Annotated in this window: 12 protein-coding genes; 6 read left to right on the top strand and 6 right to left on the bottom strand. The window is 56.5% G+C overall.

Annotation, left to right across the window (positions count from 1 at the left end; all coding sequences use genetic code 11):
* Positions 1–12: 12 nt before the first annotated feature.
* The gene (locus tag A3OW_RS0117655; RefSeq protein WP_026223703.1) at positions 13–855 is read right to left on the bottom strand and encodes an HDOD domain-containing protein; all 843 of its coding nucleotides are present in this window, start codon (positions 853–855) and stop codon (positions 13–15) included.
* 635 nt (positions 856–1490) lie between these two features.
* On the opposite strand from A3OW_RS0117655, the gene A3OW_RS0117645 reads away from it, so the two are divergent.
* Positions 1491–3125, top strand: coding sequence for a SulP family inorganic anion transporter (locus A3OW_RS0117645; RefSeq protein WP_020564778.1), 1635 nt, complete (start codon positions 1491–1493; stop codon positions 3123–3125).
* Positions 3126–3197: 72 nt separating this feature from the next.
* Here A3OW_RS0117645 and A3OW_RS0117640 read toward each other — a convergent pair whose 3' ends face one another.
* The 3 genes from A3OW_RS0117640 to A3OW_RS0117630 all read right to left on the bottom strand — a co-directional run bounded on the left by A3OW_RS0117640 (position 3198) and on the right by A3OW_RS0117630 (position 9898).
* Entirely contained in the window at positions 3198–4157 is a 960-nt protein-coding gene (locus tag A3OW_RS0117640; RefSeq protein ID WP_020564777.1) for a hypothetical protein, read from the bottom strand.
* Positions 4158–4310: 153 nt separating this feature from the next.
* Positions 4311–5258, bottom strand: a complete 948-nt coding sequence (locus A3OW_RS0117635; protein WP_020564776.1) for a 1-phosphofructokinase family hexose kinase — start codon at positions 5256–5258, stop codon at positions 4311–4313.
* 20 nt (positions 5259–5278) lie between these two features.
* The gene (locus tag A3OW_RS0117630) at positions 5279–9898 is read right to left on the bottom strand and encodes an AAA domain-containing protein (RefSeq protein ID WP_020564775.1); all 4620 of its coding nucleotides are present in this window, start codon (positions 9896–9898) and stop codon (positions 5279–5281) included.
* A 547-nt stretch (positions 9899–10445) separates the two neighbouring features.
* On the opposite strand from A3OW_RS0117630, the gene A3OW_RS0117625 reads away from it, so the two are divergent.
* Positions 10446–11642: a lipase family protein gene (locus tag A3OW_RS0117625; RefSeq protein WP_020564774.1), complete on the top strand. Its 1197-nt coding sequence runs from the start codon at positions 10446–10448 to the stop codon at positions 11640–11642.
* A 116-nt stretch (positions 11643–11758) separates the two neighbouring features.
* Here the strand turns inward: A3OW_RS0117625 and A3OW_RS0117620 are convergent, their stop codons facing one another.
* Entirely contained in the window at positions 11759–13447 is a 1689-nt protein-coding gene (locus A3OW_RS0117620) for a tetratricopeptide repeat protein (RefSeq protein ID WP_198291334.1), read from the bottom strand.
* 104 nt (positions 13448–13551) lie between these two features.
* Positions 13552–14931, bottom strand: a complete 1380-nt coding sequence (locus A3OW_RS0117615; RefSeq protein WP_026223702.1) for an L-serine ammonia-lyase — start codon at positions 14929–14931, stop codon at positions 13552–13554.
* Between the two features lie 473 nt (positions 14932–15404).
* Here A3OW_RS0117615 and A3OW_RS0117605 point away from each other — a divergent pair, with 473 nt between their 5' ends.
* The 4 genes from A3OW_RS0117605 (at position 15405) to A3OW_RS0117585 (ending at position 18309) form a co-directional block, all read left to right on the top strand.
* Positions 15405–16706 carry an alpha/beta hydrolase family protein gene (locus A3OW_RS0117605; protein WP_020564770.1) on the top strand — a complete coding sequence of 434 codons (1302 nt, stop codon included), beginning with the start codon at positions 15405–15407 and terminating at the stop codon, positions 16704–16706.
* A 306-nt stretch (positions 16707–17012) separates the two neighbouring features.
* Positions 17013–17369 carry a hypothetical protein gene (locus A3OW_RS0117595; RefSeq protein ID WP_020564768.1) on the top strand — a complete coding sequence of 119 codons (357 nt, stop codon included), beginning with the start codon at positions 17013–17015 and terminating at the stop codon, positions 17367–17369.
* Between the two features lie 180 nt (positions 17370–17549).
* Entirely contained in the window at positions 17550–17816 is a 267-nt protein-coding gene (locus A3OW_RS0117590) for a BON domain-containing protein (protein ID WP_020564767.1), read from the top strand.
* A gap of 154 nt (positions 17817–17970) precedes the next feature.
* A complete protein-coding gene (locus A3OW_RS0117585; protein WP_020564766.1) occupies positions 17971–18309 on the top strand; it encodes a hypothetical protein in 339 nt (112 codons plus the stop codon).
* Positions 18310–18480 lie beyond the last annotated feature (171 nt).

Genomic DNA, 18480 nt, shown 5'->3' with positions numbered 1-18480 from the left:
GATCCCTCTGAATTACTGGTTGATAAAAGCCAACGACTCAAGTTTAACCAAGGATAAATCGCCCATTCCTTCGATCAACTCAGTCAGCGGCAAACCGAATTTATTAACGATGGCCTCGGGAAACGGATCGGTCACCGGATTGCCGGCATTGCCGAACATGAGCTGCTTCGAAATTTGATTGGCCGCATAAATGCATTCTGCGACATTGTTCGAAGGGTAATCGTGATGGTAGGCAATGGCATTGACCAGTACTTCGGACAATCCCCATTTCGTCGCCAGGATCTGACCGGCTTGAGCATGATTGAAGCCGATAAATTCCAGTTCGGCCTGGTGCAGAGAAATATTCGATTCCCGGCTTTTCCGCAAGGCGAGCTCAAAGGGCTCGGGCAGGTATTCGGCAAATACCGCCTTGCCGAAATCATGCAGTAGGCCGGCCACGAAACAGTCGCTGCATTCCAGAGCCGGAAGACTTAACCGCTCGGCCAGCCGCCGGCTGATCGCTGCCGTCGTCATCGCATGCAGAAGAAAGTCGTTGATGTCGAAATTCGATTTGCCCAGCGATTTCAGCATGCCCATGCCGGCAATGCTCAACGCCAGATTTTTGATGGTGTTCAGACCGATAAGCACCACGGCGCGCTGAACCGAGTTGATTTTGGTCGGAAAAGCATAAATGGCGGAATTGATGACTTTGAGGATTTTAACGGTCAGGATCGGATCGCATTCGATTACCTGGATAATTTCTTTCGGCGACGCATCGATATTGGAAGCCAACTGCACCACCTTTTGGACGCTTTTGGGAAAAACGGGCATTTTCTCAACCAAAGTGATGAGTCTGTCTTTATCAATGTCTTCCATACCGATCAGCAAGAATAAACTTACGACAGTAAGAGCATAGCAGAGAAAACCGATTCTTAAACAAAAGCAAAAAGAAAGCCCCAGCGCATTTATCAAATGCACCGGGGCTCAAAGAAAATCAGCCGAAAAGCAGGGGGAAAGCCTGGCTGATTCGACGCCGTTAAAGGCGTGCAGTTATATGACTCGAAAGAATTCGGAAAGTTTAAAATAACAAAAATTTTATTTTTGAGAACCGTGACGTCCGTCATCATTTTCCGGACAGATCGGCCGCTCGCGCCGTATTGATGGAAGCTCCGGCGTTTGCCGTCTTTTTTATACCTTCCGCCGTCCTCTTTTAAAAACCCGATCGGGATAAATCTACTCGGCAAAATAAACTTCTCTCGCCCAAGCAGCCCAATCCGGAGTCGTCGGCGCCGATTCAGCAAAAAGACGGCCGGCTTTGCTTTTGACGGCTGAAGAAAAGTTTCCGTTACACTGCCTTAACAGGATAGACATTACAAAGAGACGGAAAACTCGCTATATAATGGGACTTAGAGGAGGAAAAACAACACTTGCCTTCCATCGGGCGAACTCATCCTGCCGCATCGGGACGAGCCGAACTCTCTCCTGACTATTACGCAACCGGAGTCAAGAAAATGATACACAAACATCTTCAGTATTACTTAGGTCATTTGAAGGACGACGTTCCGTCCGGCATCGTCGTGTTTCTGGTGGCCCTGCCTCTCTGCCTCGGCATTGCGCTGGCCTCGGGCGCTCCTTTATTTTCCGGACTGATCGCAGGATTGGTGGGCGGCCTGGTCGTTTCCTGGTTGAGCGGTTCTCAATTGAGCGTCTCGGGGCCTGCCGCCGGTCTGACCGTAATCGTCTTTAACGCGATTGAATCTCTGGGCAGTTTTCAGGGTTTTTTGGTGGCCTGCCTGCTGGCAGGCATTCTGCAACTGGCTTTAGGCTTCTTGAAAGCCGGCATCATCGGCGCTTTCTTCCCTTCGGCCGTCATTAAAGGCATGCTGGCGGCCATCGGGCTGATTTTGATCATCAAGCAATTCCCTCATGCGACCGGATACCACTTCAGCTACGAAGGCGACGAAAGTTATATGAAAGAAACCGCAGGATCGAGCTTCGTCGAATTGTTCGATTCGTTCCATTACGTATCGAACGGCTCGGTCGTCATCAGCGCGGTTTCATTACTGATTTTAATCGTCTGGGAGACACGCTGGTTCAAGAAACAACCTCTTGTAAAACTGATACCCGGACCGCTCATCGCGGTTTGCTGGGGTATTGCCTATAATCTGGTTGCGGCGAAAACCGCTCCCGAATGGGCGGTCAGCGCAAAACACATGGTCAGCCTGCCGGTTACCGAGCAACCTTCGGAGATATTAAAACAACTGACGTTTCCGGATTTCAGTTACCTCGGCAATACCCAAATTTATATTATCGCCGCCACCATCGCCATCATTGCCAGCCTGGAAACCTTGCTGAGTCTGGAAGCGGTAGACAAGCTCGATCCCATGAAGCGGGTAGCGCCGACCAATAGGGAGCTCAAAGCGCAAGGCGTCGGCAACATCCTGTCCGCCTTGCTGGGCGGCCTGCCGATTACCGCGGTCATCGTGCGCAGTTCCGCCAACATCAACGCTGGAGGCAAAACCAGCGTATCCTGCTTTGTCCACGGCATTTGCCTGCTGATCAGCGTGGTTTATTTTTCTTTTTATCTCAACTTCATCCCGCTGGCCAGTCTGTCGGCAATTCTGCTGCACACCGGCTATAAACTGGCCAAGCCCGCCATATTTAAAGAGTATTACCGGAAAGGCATGAGCCAACTCCTGCCTTTTATCATCACGGTAGGAGCGATTCTCGCGACCGATCTACTGCAAGGCATGGCCATCGGCATGACCATCGGCATGTTTTTTGTCATTCGGGCCAACTATCACGCCGCCATCACGCTCACTCAGGACGGTTCGCATTATGAAATCTCGCTCAACAAGGACGTTTCGTTTCTGAATAAAGCGCTGCTGAGAAAATTTATTACCCGCATCCCCGAAAACAGCCGGGTCACCATCGACGCCAGCAAGGCGCAGTTCATCGATCACGACATTCTGGAAACCATCGAAGATTTTCTGGCAATGGCGCCGGACGATAATATTAACGTCACCGTCATCGATATTCACGGCAAGGAAAAAATCAAAAACCATCCGCCCATCGTAGTGATCAACAGAAGTCCCGAAGCGTCTTGCCAAATAAAGGCCGATTCGACGGTTCAGCCGTCAAACTGAACCGTTTTTGCAGGCAGAGGCGAATCAAAACTCGCCTCTGCCCGTAGTCAAGCAATACAAACCGAAAATACTTTAACGTCTTTTTTTGCTTTTTTTGGAAACGGTGGGCTGTATCCTGACGTAAGCCGGGCCTTTTACCCGCAGTTGATCAGCCAGTTGCTTGACGGTATCGTTCATCGCGGCGCGCGTCGCCTGGCCTAATGCGCTGGCTGCGAATGCGGTTTCGCCGCCGCCGATTCCGAATACGGATACTCCGCTGCTGGCCGATTCCGAAGTGAAGCTTCCGTGCGAAACGATCGTGCCCACCATCCGGCCACTATCGGGCTCCACCACTTGCAGATCGAGCCCTACGGCGCCGGTGCGGCGCGCTTTGGTGTTTTCCCAGGTGGGATTGGCTGCCGAAATCGCCGCGCCGGCTATTCCGGCTCCGGGAGTTCCGGAAATCGCTCCAGCCACGCCCAATACCGTACCCGCCCAGCCTAACGATCCGCCCTGCCTTTCGTTATTGGCTTCGGCGACTTCGCTGAATTCGGTGACCGTGCCTTTAATGATGAAAGGACCGACTTCCCCTGGGCGCAGCAGTTTGGCGGGATTATCGGCATGTTTCAGATAATGGTCGTAATCGATGACCACGATATTGCCGGAATTGCCCAGAGAACTTAACAATTGAGCGGCAATGCCTTTGCCCACCTTGTCGCTCATGCCTTGCAGCGGAGCTTCATAAGCCTTGGGCGCGGGGCTGCCGCCCTGCGGTCCGATCCAGCCGAACGGTCCCCAACCGGAATAGTTTGCTCCGGATTGACCGCTGCTGGGCGGCGGCCCGCCCGCGGACCCGTCCGCTCCGACCTGTAACGGCTCGACCGTGACCACATACATCGGCTGAGCGGCATCGTAAGGAATTCGAACAGTCTCCACCTGCACCGAAACGGGAGCCGTCGAGGTGGCCTTCACCGAAGCCTTGTCAACCGAAGCAGTGCAGCCACCGAGCAGCGTGGTCGCCGCAACGCCCGTCAATATCGTTTTTAACTTCATAAGTTCTCCCAAAAACAAAAATAGTAATCTTCCCGATTGTTTTCGGGAAAGTAAGCTCTGGACCACGTCATTATAGTCCAAGGCAAGCACAATCACGATGTTCGTTCGGATCGAACGGACCGGCTCCGCTCTTCAAACCGGACTGAAAACATTTCACAACGGACTCGTTTCGACATGATTCATTATTTCCGCCATGCTGGCCCGGTCAATGGCTCCGGGCTCCCGGGAATACAGGTTGGCCATGCCGCAAGCGATTCCGATCCGGATCGTTTCCGCAGGATCCAGACCATCGAAGAGAGCCACGGCCAGTCCTCCGACCATCGCATCGCCGCAGCCGACGGTACTGACCACGCGGCCGAAGTCGCCGTTGACCGACGCCTTGATCGCAGTTTCTCTGCCGACCACCACAAGGCCTTCTTCTCCGCAGGAGACATAAACCCACGTTACGCCTTGATCTATCAGGGTACGGGCTGCGCCGACGAGCGCCCGGTCATCCGGAAGCGCTCTCCCGGCGATTTCCTCGAGCTCCTGACGATTGGGTTTGATCAGATAAGGTTCGGCTTTCAAGCCTTCGTGAAGACCCGAACCCGAAGTATCCAGAATGACCGTGGCCCGGCGCCGACGGCAACGGTCCATCAGGCTCCGGTACAAATCCCGGGGCGCTCCGGGCGGAAGGCTTCCGGAAAAAATCACGATGTCGCCGGCTGCGGCGCTGGCGTCCAGTTTCTCGGCCAGTTTCCGGCAGTCCTCGGCGGTCACGCTGAAACCCTGAGTCCGGATATGAGTTTCCCGGCGAGCCTGCGTATCGAGCAGGGTGAGATTGGTGCGGGTCTTGCCCTCGACGGCGATCAGATCGGTCCTGAGCCCTCGGGACGCCGCCGCCTCGAACAGAGGCATCGACTGCTTCCCCGCGAATCCCAGGCAAAGGACAGGATGTCCCAGGGACTCGATCGTCCTGGCGACGTTAATGCCCTTGCCGCAGACAAACTCGGCACTGCTGTTGGCTATGAGATTGTCCCGCCGCCCCATACCTTCGACTTCGAGAAACAGATCGATCGCCGTATTGACGGTCACCGTGATCATTTTTGCCGTCACGTTCATGGGCATCAACCTTGGCGAAACTAGGCGGCATCGCCCGACGGCAACTTGCCGTCCGCCAGACTGGCCGTTTCGTGTGGAAAGGCTAAATACCGGCGATGTTCGCTGTACAGACCCGGACCGCCTTCGTCCTTTCCGCCCGGCTCGATGCCCAGAGCGGTCAGCGTTTCGAGCAGATCCGCAAGCACGGCTTCCCGGTTCATCAGGAAGGTGGCGGCAAAGCAGCGCCAGAAACGCCAGCCGGCGCGCTCCAAAATTCTTTGCCGGCGCATCTCGTCGTCCCAGCGTTCCGCTCCGTGCAACCGGTCGCCGTCGCACCCGATCGCAAGCCGGTTGTCCCCGTTTCCTTCAACGACCAGATCGATGCGGAATTCATGGGCTCCGGAATCTTGTCCGCCGAATTGCACCCGGGGCAATACCCGGTAGCCGCGCCCGGTCAGGAAGTCGTACAGCTCCCGTTCGAAATCGGACTCGCACAGATCTTCCGGATTTTTCACCGGCCTTTCCTCCCGGGCGAAAGGCTTGGCAAAATGATCGATAAGATGACGCCTCAGCTTGTCGGCCGGACTCAGATCGTCGGGCGCAATGCTCCGGACCAGGTACATCCGGTCCCGCGCCCTGGACGCCGCGACATTGAAACGCTGCGCAAACGTGTCCCGGGCCAGGGCACTGGCGTTGCCCCTGGAAACCACCATCGACAAAAACATGATGTCCCGCTCCTTGCCTTGAAAAGTGCGGGCATCGCCGCAGGTAATCCGGTGCCGGTCGATGAGCTCGGGCGACAGGCCTTGCGGCCGACCGTCTGCGTCGAGATCGTCGTCATTGAGCATTTCCCAGATCCTGAGCGCCTGTTTGTCGCCGAGCAGGGACACCACTCCGATCGACCGGTGGGCCATTTCTGGATTCTCGACGATCGCCTTGATTTCCTCGACGATAAAGTGGGCTTCGCCCGGGTTGACGTCGTCGTTCGGCAAGCGGATGCCGTCTTCGACGAAGACGTCGATCAGCGGCGGATCCAGCCGCTCGGAAGCCTTCGGAAGGCGCAACGGCTTCAGCTCGTGCCGGTACACTTCGCGTTTGGAATATTCGATAATCGGCGCGACGCAGCGGAAATGTTCCTTCAACATCGTCGCGGAAGCGGCGAACACGACCTTGAACAGATCGTAAATCGAGCGGTCGGGCCCCATCTGGTCGCGGTACAAAAGATAATGGTTGCTCAGAAAACGCTGCGTCAGATTCTGAATCGACTGGCTGTCGAGAAACGCGCCTTCGGGCGAGACCTGCTTGTCGTCCCCGACCACCAGAATTTGGTTGGCTCGGAAAATCGCCGGCAGCGCCGACAAGTCGGATTGCGAGGCCTCGTCGATAATGACCAGATCGAAACTGCCGAATTCGGCCGGCAGCGATTCGGAAATGCGGTGATGCGGCATGATCCAGCAGGGAATGGCCGGGCTCGCCAGCATGGCTGCGTGCCTGGCCTGCCGCTGATACATCGGCGCTCTTTTGCCTTTGCCCTTGCCGATTTTCACGACCGCGGCGAGATAGGCCTGAAGCGCCGCCTTGACGCCGGGCGAAGCGTTTTCCGCCAGATTCAGCCAGGTGCGCAGCGCCACCGCATCCTGGTACGCGCGCCCCAGCTCCGATTCGAGCTCGGTCCGCATTCCGGCCAGGCGTTTCAGTTCGTCGCGCCCGTCGATTTGTTCCAGATGATTGGCCAGCCGGTTGATACGCCATACTTTCCGCCAGTCCTCGGGCAACAGCGGATCGGTTTCCCCGGCGGGTTTCGTTTTCAACCGTTCGGCCCAGCGCGGCGCTCCCGACTCGCCGATCAGCCGGGCGCCGCTTTCGACAGTGTCCAGCAGCGGCTTCAAGCCGTGAATTCGGCGCAGTTCCTCGAGCAGGGCCGACCACTGCGCCTGCAGATCGGCCTCGGCAACGGCCGGGTCGCCCAAGGTCCGTTCGACGAACCCGCGGAGGGCTTCGGTAATGCCGCCGCCGCAGCCGTGCAGCCATTGCTGGCACCGTTCCTTCATGGCCCAGGCTCCGGCCAGACGGTTCTGCATCAGATGGTGCGACAACCATTGTTGCAGCTCACCTAGAATCTCGTCGGTGAGCGCGGCCGTTTCGGCATGCGACCAGGACGGGCTGACTCGTTTGGCGGCGCCGGCAACACGGCTTTCCAGCGATACGATGGTTTTGAGGCTTCGATAATGGCCGAGACGTTCCGACAAAACCGGCGCCTGGGCGGGCTCGACCGCCAACTGCGGCAGCCGGAACTCCAGAGCCAGATTGTTCCAACGCGTAAGCAGAGTACGCAAAGCGCGGCGATGGCGGACAAAGTCGAGCGCATGACGCCAATCCTCGTTTCCTGCAGGAGGATGTCCGTCCACGCGGATCGCCTTCAGGCTGGCTTTTTCGGCGTTTTTCCCGAGCAGATCCGTTATCCCGAACGGGCTTTTGCCTTCGGCCGAGCGCTGGATCGCGCCCAGCAGCACCTCATTGCGGTCGTCGCCGTCACTGCCCAGCTCCACCGGCTTCGCCAAAAAACGCCGGCGTCCGGCGAACTCCGCATCGAACCCGTCCGCCAGGTCGGAGAACAGGCTCAGCAGCTCGTTGTCGGGATCATCGCGAAGGGCCCGCAGCATCGCCTCGGTCCAGGGCAGGGCGGAATCCGCGACCGACTTGCGCAACGCCTGAAGCTCTTCGATTTCCCGATAGAGCTGCTCCGCCGCCGCCAGCGTCGCTTCGGATGCATCGGCCAGGGCCGAAACGCGGCCGTTATCGACTTGCGACTTGAGTTCGGCGCAGCGCGACAAATCCTGATGCGCGCGAAGCAATTCCCTGGAATCCGGGAACGCGGCCATTTGCGGCAGGCCGACTCCTAAATATTCCAGATCCTGTCCCAAGGTTCGCCTGGCTTCGCGCAGCTTTGACATGTCGGCGTCGGTAAAACGCGGCCGGAATTCGGGACTTATCGAAACGGCATCGTCCAGCCGTATGACCGAGCTCCGGGCGGCGGAGACTTCGGCGGCCGCATCGCGCGGCTCGACAAGTTCTCCGTCCAGCTCGAACGGGCCAAGATGATTGGCGGCCAGCGCGCCGATCCCGGCATCGATCCGGGCAAGGCGCGCATGGCAATTGCCGATCGCGGCGTCGATCCGGTCGATTTCCCGGGCCGTTGCCAGGCGGTCGATGCCTTGAATTTCCGAAGCGATTTTCGCAATCGAATACTCGAACTGTTTCATGCCGTCGCGCTCGGCCGTCAGCAAGCTGACCGCCAGCGGCCGGATCCGTTCTGGCAGCTTTTCCTTCAGCACCGTCAGCGCCGGCTCTTTCATCGAGGTCACCAGCACGCGCTGTCCCAGCGCCAGGCAATGGCAAATGATGTTGCCGATGGTATGAGTTTTGCCTGTTCCGGGCGGACCTTGAACCACGACGCCGTCGTATGCCTGAAGTTTTTGCACGATCTGGACCTGTTCGTCGTTGAACGCGGCCGGAAAGAACAAATCCCGGATCTCGCCGCCGCTGCCCTGGATCATCGACAGGCCGCGAAAGGCAGGGAGAAAAATTTCGGGATTCTCGCCCGAAGGATCGGAAAGCAGCGCAAACAGCGCCGGAGGCAGCGTTCCGATGTCGTCGATGGCCGCCTTGAAACGCTCCAAATCCTGAATCAGCAAACTGGCATTGCGGGGACGCGCAAACAAGACCCAGGTATCGGTCACCTTGAGCCGATCGTCCGCCGGAGGCAGCGACCGGTCCTCGGCGGCGGTCTGCCCGGGCCAGTAGCTGCCGGAAGGATCCAGATGCGTTACCGCGGTGCGCAGAAGCGGTTCGAACGAACCGGGATCCCACGGCGAGAAGACAGCCGGTGGTTCTTTAAAGAATTCGGCGGCGGCTTTTTCCAGCGCGGGCACGCCCGGCTTGTTGGCCGCCGCGAAAAAATCCAGTTCGATCCCGGGATCGACCTCGCGCGGACGGATTTCAATCGCCATCGTTCTTTCGTTGAGAATCAGCTCCACCGGCTGCGTCAGCAGGGGATAGCTCAATTGCGCTCCGGCCTCCCGCCAGAGCGCGTGGCCCACCCCCCAAACCAGCTCGACCGGACTGTCGGCGATGGCGCCTTCGAGCCGCTGCTTCAGCGTGAACAATTGCGCATAGAGCGACATCGTTCGCCTCCTTTGCTTTTCTACGACGGCCCAGGGTTTCCACACGGTCTCGAAATACACTTTAAATTCGGCCTCCACCTGAGAACGCAGGTCACAGGCTTCCAGAAAAACGATTTCTGCGGCAACGGCAGCCGGGCCATCGCCGGAAACCGGCACGGCTCCGGCCGGCGTCGGAGAGTTTGTGGCGATCTGCCGGCGCAATTCGGGTTCCCGCCCGGGATGAGGGCTCAAGTCGAGCCAGGCTTGCAGCAGCCCGCTCTCCGGCGGCGGTGGAGGAATTTCCTGCAAGCGTTCCACGCGCAGCCAAGCATCTCCTTCCGATTCGGCGAAATGCAGCCCAGGCAGGCAGGCGATCTCGTTTTCATGCGCATGAAAGAGATTGTGCTGAGCGACGTCCGTTACCAGGCGGCTGCGCAGCCTAGCGGAGGACTGAACGAATTCGATCAGCGAACGGAGGCGTTCGTGTTGAATGGACATGGAATAGTACGGCTCGGGAAGACGGCGGAAAAGCGGATAGGGAAGTATTTTCTGAAACGTTCCGATTCTATCACGCGCACCGCCGATATAAGAATTATCCCGAAGCTTTATTGAAATTTTTCATTCGAGCCTTTTACCCTTAAAAGACGATCGGACATCGAATCTGGAACAAGATCCCGGGTGGACGTCGATGCTCCCCGGTGCACAGGAAGGCGATTTTCGCATGAGTGATCTTCTTGGATTTGCCGGGTTGGCCTGCCCTGGCATCTTTCTTGAGTTACTCGCAAACGGACCGGCCGGATAGAATCGCCAGGGACAATCCGGCTCCTCTCCCGCACGTCTTTTTCCGCTGCATTTCTTACCTTCTCCAAAAGGTCTCGTCTGCTTCGGATAAAGGCTTTCTTCTGTCTCAACCCCTCGTCTTCGCCGAATTAAGGACAGAGTCCGCATGTTAATTGCCATTGGCAAAACGGCAAAATGTTCTAGGCTATAGCCTGTAGTCTCAACGATGTTTTCGCCTCAAAAATTAAGACTAAGGTGCCATTTTATGATCATAGCCCTGCCATCCCTGGTAAATCAACGCAGTTTTGCGACTCACCGAACCGATCCGAGCGGATTTAGCGCCGAAGAAGCAAAGCAGCTTTTGGAATTTTGTATTGAACTCAACAATCAGGACGATCGAAACAATCATCCGGACGACAGCGAATACCGCGCGAATTTGGGCTCATGGCAGACGGTCTTCGACAGCCGCGACGGTCTGGGCCCGGATCCGGCGACGAACGGTTTCGGTCCTTTCCAGAACGCCTGGATCATGCTGCGCAACCGGAACGACGGAAGAGAATATGCCCTGGCCATTCGCGGCACCATCGGACAGGCGAAAAGCATTCTGGACGATTTGCTGGCCACGACGGTTGCGGCCTTCGGCGGCATCGAATTTCCCGAAGCGACGAGTCTGCCCATTGCCTTTGCCGCCACTCCGGGCGCCGAATTGCATCTGGGTTTTGCCTACGCCGCCTTCACGCTGCTGTTCGACAAGAACCTGGGCATCCTCAAGTTCCTGCAATCCGAACGAATGCCGGCCGGCGCCCGTCTGATGATTACCGGTCATAGCCAGGGCGCCGCCATCGCCACCCTGGTCCACTCGTTTTTGCATTACGCGCTGACCGATCCTGGTGACCGATACGGATTGCAGGCCAAGCAGTTCAAGCTCAAATCCTACGTGTTCGCCCAGCCGAAGCCCGGCAATTATCAGTTCGCGCTGGATTTTGCCCAGATCGCCGGCAGCCGGGGAGCCGGCTTCGTCGTCAACAACAGCCTCGATCCGGTCACCTTGCTGCCGTTGAGTCAGGAAACCCTGTCCGAGTCCATTGCCGGCACGCTCGAGGAAAACCGGATGGACGGCACCCGCATCGAAAGCTTTTTGATAGGCGGTGCGGCCAGGGTTTCCCAGGATATTTTCAAGATCAGAAATGCAGCGTCCGAATTAGTCTCCGACAAAGTATCGAAACTCTATCATCAGAGCGAAATGAAGAACATCGACACCTCCTATTTCCAGAGCACTCCCGTTATCGCCGAGAGACCGGCGAAATCGCTGAACTATACTCTGAGCGGAGCTCTGGTGCCGTTGTTCGGCGATTTCGACGGCGGCACGCTGTATCCGCTTAAACCTCGTACGGTCGATGCCTTGTTGCAGCATCATGCCACGACTTACAGAAAGTTGCTGCATCGGCAGTTCGGTGAATGATCCGCAACCCATCGGTTCCCCACGGCCCCGAGAGAAAACGTCGGCATTACCGACCGTCTGCGGTTTGTCTGAAAGGAGTCCGTTTTTTTAACGACGAAGGCGGCTCCTGTTTCATTTCAAAACCGCGAATCGGTCAGGGTCACGTCGGCATCGGCCCAGACCTCCTGAAACTGCCGCTGCACAGTGTCCGCCTCGCCGTTCTTTCCTTGCTCGCGGAGACTGCGGGTTAAACCGAACAAGGACCAGCCGTTTTGCGGATGATAAGCCAGATCCTGCCGGTAGACGGTCTCCGCCTCGGCTGCTTTGCCCATGGTCAGATACAACGATCCCAGCACCTGACGCGGCGGCAGATACCAGTTCTTCGGCTCGGTATAGCTCAAATCGTCCTCCAGCATGGCCGCATGCCGGAAAGAGACAATCGCTTCCTCGAAATTTCCGCTTCGGGCCGCCAGCTCGCCGCGCAGAATATCGGCGCCGATCGCCAGCAATTGCGGCACCGGATTCAAATCGAAGACCGACAGTTTGGCGACCGCAGGATGATCCCGGTAGTGTTCCAGCCGGGTCAATTCCTGCTTCGCCTCCGCCATTCGACCCTTGCGGACAAGGGCGAGACCTCGGGCATAATGCCGGACCGCATTGGCATACAGTAGATCCGAAGCAGGCGCCGGCTCGTTCAGAATGGCGTCCCAATCGCCGAACAAGGCCTGGGTATACAACGGAATCGTCATGAAATGCTGCAAGGTGCCGCTGAGAGCGGCCTCCCTGAGCAACTCCCGTTTGACCAGCGAGGCGGTGTCGGCCGCCGCTTGAACGGCCAGGTCCTTGCGCCCTGTTTTTATCGCCGCCGCCCACAAAAAATGGTGATTATGAGGCACGTAAGCAACGGTATAGATACTCTCGGCATGCGGATGGTGCAAATACCCCCAATCGACCTTGACCGCCGCCTGATTGGCCAGTATGGCGTCGCGGTACCGTCCGAGCCGGATATAGATATGCGCGGGCATGTGCACCAGATGGCCCGATCCCGGCACCAAGGCGGGTAGCCGCCTGGCGCTGGCCAGCGCTTTTTCCGCATGGGGCGAGGCTTCCAGAGCATGAATATAAAGGTGATTGGCCAGAGGATTGTCCGCGTCCCGTTGCAAGGCGCGCTCCAGGATCGCCACAATTTCCGGAGTCCAGGGCCGGGCTTCGCCTTCTTTGCTCCAGAAATCCCAGGGATGGAGATCCATCAGGGCTTCGGCCGTTAACGCCGCGATCACGGCATCGTCGGGAAAGCGGGCGGTGACCTCGCGCATTGCTCCGGCATAGGCTTCATCGAGCGGCCGGCGGTCCGAAGGAGCGGGATTAGCATAGCGTTTCGACAAGGCTTCGATCAGCGCTCTTTCCTTGTCGCCGGCCGAACTGGCCAGCGCCAGCGCTTTTTGCGCCAGATCATACGCTTTCGGCGCAACCGACGGATCCATCGGCGCGTTGATGTTGGGACCCAGCACCAGCGCCTCGCCCCAGTAACAGAGCGCACAGTCCGGATCGAGCGTATAGGCTTCCTTGAACGAGCGGGCGGACTCGGCATGATTGAAGCCGTAGGCCAGAATCAGCCCCTGGTCGAAATAGCGCTGAGCGTCGGGCTCGGCGGTCGAAACCGGATAATGATGTCCGCCCGGATCGGCGGCCAACGGCATGGCTCCTGCGCTTGAAGATTTCGACAAGGATTGACAGCCCGGCAGCGGGAAAATTAACGCGGCAAGCGCCATGCCCGCCAACAGCCGGGGAAACGTCAGTGGTAAAGCATTCTCTGAAACAAGCATGCAAACTCCTATTAATCGTTCAATAATGGGGCTGGACCATCATGCCAGCGGATTCTGACAAAAAATTCAAGTTGACAAACGGCCGGGAAGGCTGATCCGAAGCATCAGCACTCAATCAAATTGACGGCCAAACCGCCTCGCGAGGTTTCCTTGTATTTCGTTTTCATGTCGGCACCCGTTTCGCGCATGGTCTTGATTACCTTATCCAGCGACACGAAATGCGTGCCGTCGCCGCGCAGCGCAATCCGCGCGGCGTTGATGGCTTTCACGGCGCCCATCGCATTGCGCTCGATGCAGGGCACCTGTACCAGTCCGCCCACCGGATCGCAGGTCAGGCCCAGATTGTGTTCCATGCCGATTTCGGCCGCATTTTCGACCTGTTCGGGAGTGCCTCCCAAAACTTCCGCCAGGGCGCCGGCCGCCATCGAACAGGCGACGCCGATTTCGCCCTGGCAGCCGACCTCGGCACCGGAAAGCGAGGCGTTTTCCTTGTATAAAATGGCGATCGCCGCGGCCGTCAAGAGAAACCGGATGACGCCTTCTTCGTCGGCTCCGGCATAAAACTTCCAGTAATAATGCAACACGGCGGGGATAATGCCGGCGGCGCCGTTGGTCGGCGCGGTGACGACCCGGCCCCCTGCCGCGTTTTCCTCGCTGACGGCCAGCGCGAACAGATTGACCCAATCCAGCGTCCCGACCGGCACACCCGGCGTTTGCCGGGGTATGGCTCCGGTGAGCTGCCGGTACAGATTCGCGGCGCGGCGCTTCACCTTCATGCCGCCGGGCAAAATGCCTTCTTCGTGTAGGCCTCTTTCGACGCAGGCCTGCATTGCCTGCCAGACGGTCAGCAGCCTGTTCCGGATTTCCCGTTCACTCAACCAGGCTTGCTCATTGTCCAGCATGAGAGCGCTGACCGGTTTCCGGTGGTCCGCGCACAATTTCAGCAGTTCGGCCGCCGATTTGAACGGATAAGGCAAAACCGTATCGTCGACGGTCAAGCGATCGGCGGCCGCCGTGTCTCCGCTGACGACAAAGCCGCCGCCGACCGAATAATAATCTTTCTGCAGCAGCGGCGTTCCTTCGGAGTCGAAGACGGTAAACCGCATGCCGTTCGAATGGTAAGGCAACACCTTTCGGTGAAACAGAAAGTCTCTTTTTTCATTGAAATCGACCGGCCAGCGTTTCAGCAAGGCGATGCTTCCCTGCGCCCTGATCGCTTCCAGCCTGGCCGGTATAAGGTCCGGGTCGATCCGGTCCGGCGCTTCGCCTTCGAGCCCCAGCAGGACCGCTTTATCGGTGCCGTGCCCCTTGCCGGTGGCGCCCAGGGATCCGAACAGCTCGACCATGATCCGGGCGGCCCGGTCGATGAGTCCCGTTTGTTCCAGTTTGACGGCAAATTCTCCGGCCGCGCGCATCGGGCCTACGGTATGAGAACTGGAGGGGCCTATCCCTATTTTAAAAATATCGAACACACTGATTGCCATCACCGAACCTCGTCAACGGGAGCCGAACCGGTACCGTTTTCTTTCTCCGCGGCGGTAAAAACCGCAAAAACCGCTTTTCGGAAAGTCGTCGGCTCTAACGTTAAAATCCGGCCATCGCGGAGAAAATACTGGCGAAACCTTATATAACCTAAGCGATTAGACACTAACAGGTCAATACGTTCCTTATTCAGCCCGTCCCTGGAGAGTTTCCGGCGTCTGAAAAAACCTCATTCCGAATCCGCTTCCACCGAAAAACCGAGCCTCAAGGGCTACGGACTCTCGAGCTCGGCCCTGAACCTTTTGTCAAAATCCGCTGTCACTTCACTGTCTTTTATAAAATTTCGAAGCTCATCCTTTTTTATCGCTTTGCATACGCACGGCAGGATTAAGGGCATCCGATGCGCGCCGACGGTGAAGCCGAGGGACCTGGAACAATAAAACAATCACTTGCCAAATGGTAGGAGAGGCTTTTCATGAAATTATCCAAAGCCGTTTATGTAGCTACTTTCTTGTTGGGCATTCTTTTTTTTCTGCCGGAAGCCTTCTCTCAAATCGTGGACGGCGCCTATTACCGCTATCCTTACAAAGACCCGCTGGTCGCCACTTCCACGGTCGCCTTGCTGCAGGGACACGAATCGATGCCTTCGGGCAATATAAGAGACCTCAGGATTACTGTTTACGAGGGCCGCAACGACGTCTATCTGCTCGAAGGGAAAGGCAAACTGCTCTATCGGTTTTATCAGCAGAAAGGCCGAGCGCCGCTGATTTTCATCATTCCCGGAATATCCAGCTCCGCTTATACCGGCTCGGTCCGGTACATTGCCGAGTTTCTGGCAGGAAACGGATTTCACGTGCTGGCCCTGCCGTCCCCGTTCAACTGGAATTTCGCCTTGGCGGCCAGCCGCTGGGGCGTACCCGGTTTCATCCGGGAAGACGTTCGGGATCTTTATACCGTCATGCAGCTCACCCTCGCCGCCGTCAGGAAAGAATGGCAGGCCGACATAAGCTCGATCGGTCTTCTGGGCATGAGCGAAGGCGCGCGCGAATCGGCGTTTATCGCCCAGCAGGAGGCGGCGCAACGAAAAATCGGCATCGCCACCTATCTGTTGATCAATCCTCCGGTCGACCTGCTGAAAGCGGTCAGGCAAATCGATTCCATGGCCGGCCAGAAGCGGAATCACTCGCAACGGCAACTGGAATTGCTCGAGGATTATGCCGTCGGCCTGCTGGCTGAAACGCTGCGCGGCGATCCTTCCGATCCCAACTATTTTTTGCATTGGGACCAGCGGACCGGACTCAAGGACTGGCAATACCAGTACCTGATCGGAAGCGTGCTGCAACGTTCGGTCAGCGAGGCCATTTATGTCAGCGATCTCGCTTTTGATTTGGGCTATTTGAATTCTCCGGTCAGTTGGGGACATCGACACGACCGGTTTGAAGAAATCCACTCCTTCACCCTGATGGAATATATTACCAAATGCCTGATTCCCAGAATAAGGCAGGTGAACGACCGGACAATGACCCTGGACAAGCTGGGCACGGCCGGCTCTTTAAAAAGTCTGGAAACCACTCTGAAAAATAAAAATATTTATCTGATGCACAATCTGGACGATTTTTTGATCTCCGACGACGATGCCGCCTTTCTGGAAACCGTTTTCGACAAGCGCGCAAAAATTTATCCCCGGGGCGGCCATTTGGGCAATCTGTGGTATCCGATGAACAAACAAAACATTCTGGAGGTTTTCCGGCCGCTCTTACGGGACTCTTCCCGTTGATTCATGGCCATCCCCGTCAATCGCCGGTTTCCTCGTTTCTACAAAATAGCTCCGATTTTTCTCCGGCCATGGTGGAAGCCTCGCCGCTCTCCTCCGAATGACCGGCCGCCTCTCTTATGGCCATCGCTCCCAATAGTAAAAAATAAATTTCTTATGTTTGATGGCGTACCGACACCGGCCGCGATTAAGAATAAAATTTTCTATAAATGCCGTTCCCGGCCTGCTGAAGAATGACCGATTGCCGCAGTGGGTTTGCCGGAAACGGGCGTCAAGCTCCCTGTTTGATCCCGATGGAGAAAACGAACAATGAAAAATTTTTCTTCTTTTGCAAAATTGACGAAAAAGTCCGGGCTGGTCTTGATGCTCGGCATCGCTCTGGCCGCAATGATTGAGACGGCATGGACGAAAGAAACCGAATCCGGCTCTCAAGATAAAAAAGCGGTGGCGGAAAAAGACCGGCAGGCCAAAAGATCCCCGGATTTTCGGGAAGCCGATAAAAACGGCGACCACTACGTCACCAAACAAGAGCTTAAAAAAGACTATCCCTATTTGCTCAAATATTTCGACAAGGTCGATACCGGCGAGGACGGCCGACTGGAACAGCACGAATTTGAAAACCTCATTATGGAAAATGAACGGGACAATGAAGCCCGGCCAATTTGAAAATTTTTCAAGATGCCGGCAGACGGAGACTTCTGGAGTTCAACGCTTAAGACGGGACAGAAATAAAATGAAAAGATCCCAATAAAGCAACGACCCTTAACTTTCTCGAGGAATCAGACAATGGTAAAGCACTCGATTTGGCTACGGTATTTTTTCACGAGCTTGTTTTTGTTAGTGTGCATGGCTGGTTGCGCAGCCAATTCAGTTGAGGAGAATTCGAATCAATATCTTCACGACAGCGCCATAACGTCCACCGTGAAGCAGAAGATTGCCGGCGATCCCGAGCTCAGAAATTTTCAGATCACCGTGGAAACCAACGCAGGAGTCGTGCAATTGAGCGGCTTCGTCAGCTCCACGCAAGCATCCGTCAAGGCTGAAGAATTGGCCCGATCGGTCGAGAACGTGAGTGAAGTTAAAAACCGCCTGATCGTGAAAGGATCCGGCTAACGCAACAGGCCAATCTTGTTTTTCGAGAAAGGCGCGGCACCGAAGCCGTCACTTAACCCGGATCGGTCAGAGCATTTCGGAAAGACTTTTATTTTTGACGTTCCAGGAAAGCTATTCATCGGTAACGAACGGTCGACGCCGTCAGGAGAAGAACATGAACAGCGCATACAAACTGATGTTGATTGTGTTTTTATTGAATTTCCCGCCCGGAGGCTTCGGGTGTGAGCCAAAACAGACGCCGGAAACGGTAGAGCAACAAACGGACCAGGAAGAACAGGAAGAAGACAATGCCCTGGCAAGACTGAAACCGGAAGCGGCAAAGGAAAAACAGGCCGCGTCGTCCGAAACGGCAGGACCGGGAAGAGAAAAAGGGATCGAAAAAACAGGCGAATCCACGAAAAAAGTCTCCTGGATTCCGGACGGGAAACATCGAAAAAATCCCCGGCTATCAACGGCCGAGGTCAAGGCCAAACATTGGATACGTGGCGGCTGAGCGCCATCGCAGTGTCTCAGCCTGGTGGTAACAGAAAATGACTTGCGTTTAAAGTGGATGCAAGCCGGCTGCCCGGTCAGAGCCTGGGAAGCGCCGGCACCGGCAGGGTAGCATCGTTCGACAAGACGGACAGTTTACGTATTTCCGCTTTATCGGTCACTTTATTCGGGA

Source organism: Methylosarcina fibrata AML-C10 (genome assembly GCF_000372865.1).
Taxonomy (GTDB): Bacteria; Pseudomonadota; Gammaproteobacteria; order Methylococcales; family Methylomonadaceae; genus Methylosarcina; species Methylosarcina fibrata.
The sequence above is the reverse complement of the archived record's forward strand: the minus strand, read 5'-3'. Positions and strand labels throughout refer to the sequence as shown.

Bases quoted from the DNA above. Each gene is read 5' to 3' on its own strand.
- A3OW_RS0117655 (WP_026223703.1), bottom strand. From the start codon at position 855: ATGGAAGACATTGATAAAGACAGACTCATCACTTTGGTTGAGAAAATG.
- A3OW_RS0117645 (WP_020564778.1), top strand. From the start codon at position 1,491: ATGATACACAAACATCTTCAGTATTACTTAGGTCATTTGAAGGACGAC.
- A3OW_RS0117640 (WP_020564777.1), bottom strand. From the start codon at position 4,157: ATGAAGTTAAAAACGATATTGACGGGCGTTGCGGCGACCACGCTGCTC.
- A3OW_RS0117635 (WP_020564776.1), bottom strand. From the start codon at position 5,258: ATGAACGTGACGGCAAAAATGATCACGGTGACCGTCAATACGGCGATC.
- A3OW_RS0117630 (WP_020564775.1), bottom strand. From the start codon at position 9,898: ATGTCCATTCAACACGAACGCCTCCGTTCGCTGATCGAATTCGTTCAG.
- A3OW_RS0117625 (WP_020564774.1), top strand. From the start codon at position 10,446: ATGATCATAGCCCTGCCATCCCTGGTAAATCAACGCAGTTTTGCGACT.
- A3OW_RS0117620 (WP_198291334.1), bottom strand. From the start codon at position 13,447: ATGCTTGTTTCAGAGAATGCTTTACCACTGACGTTTCCCCGGCTGTTG.
- A3OW_RS0117615 (WP_026223702.1), bottom strand. From the start codon at position 14,931: ATGGCAATCAGTGTGTTCGATATTTTTAAAATAGGGATAGGCCCCTCC.
- A3OW_RS0117605 (WP_020564770.1), top strand. From the start codon at position 15,405: ATGAAATTATCCAAAGCCGTTTATGTAGCTACTTTCTTGTTGGGCATT.
- A3OW_RS0117595 (WP_020564768.1), top strand. From the start codon at position 17,013: ATGAAAAATTTTTCTTCTTTTGCAAAATTGACGAAAAAGTCCGGGCTG.
- A3OW_RS0117590 (WP_020564767.1), top strand. From the start codon at position 17,550: ATGGCTGGTTGCGCAGCCAATTCAGTTGAGGAGAATTCGAATCAATAT.
- A3OW_RS0117585 (WP_020564766.1), top strand. From the start codon at position 17,971: ATGAACAGCGCATACAAACTGATGTTGATTGTGTTTTTATTGAATTTC.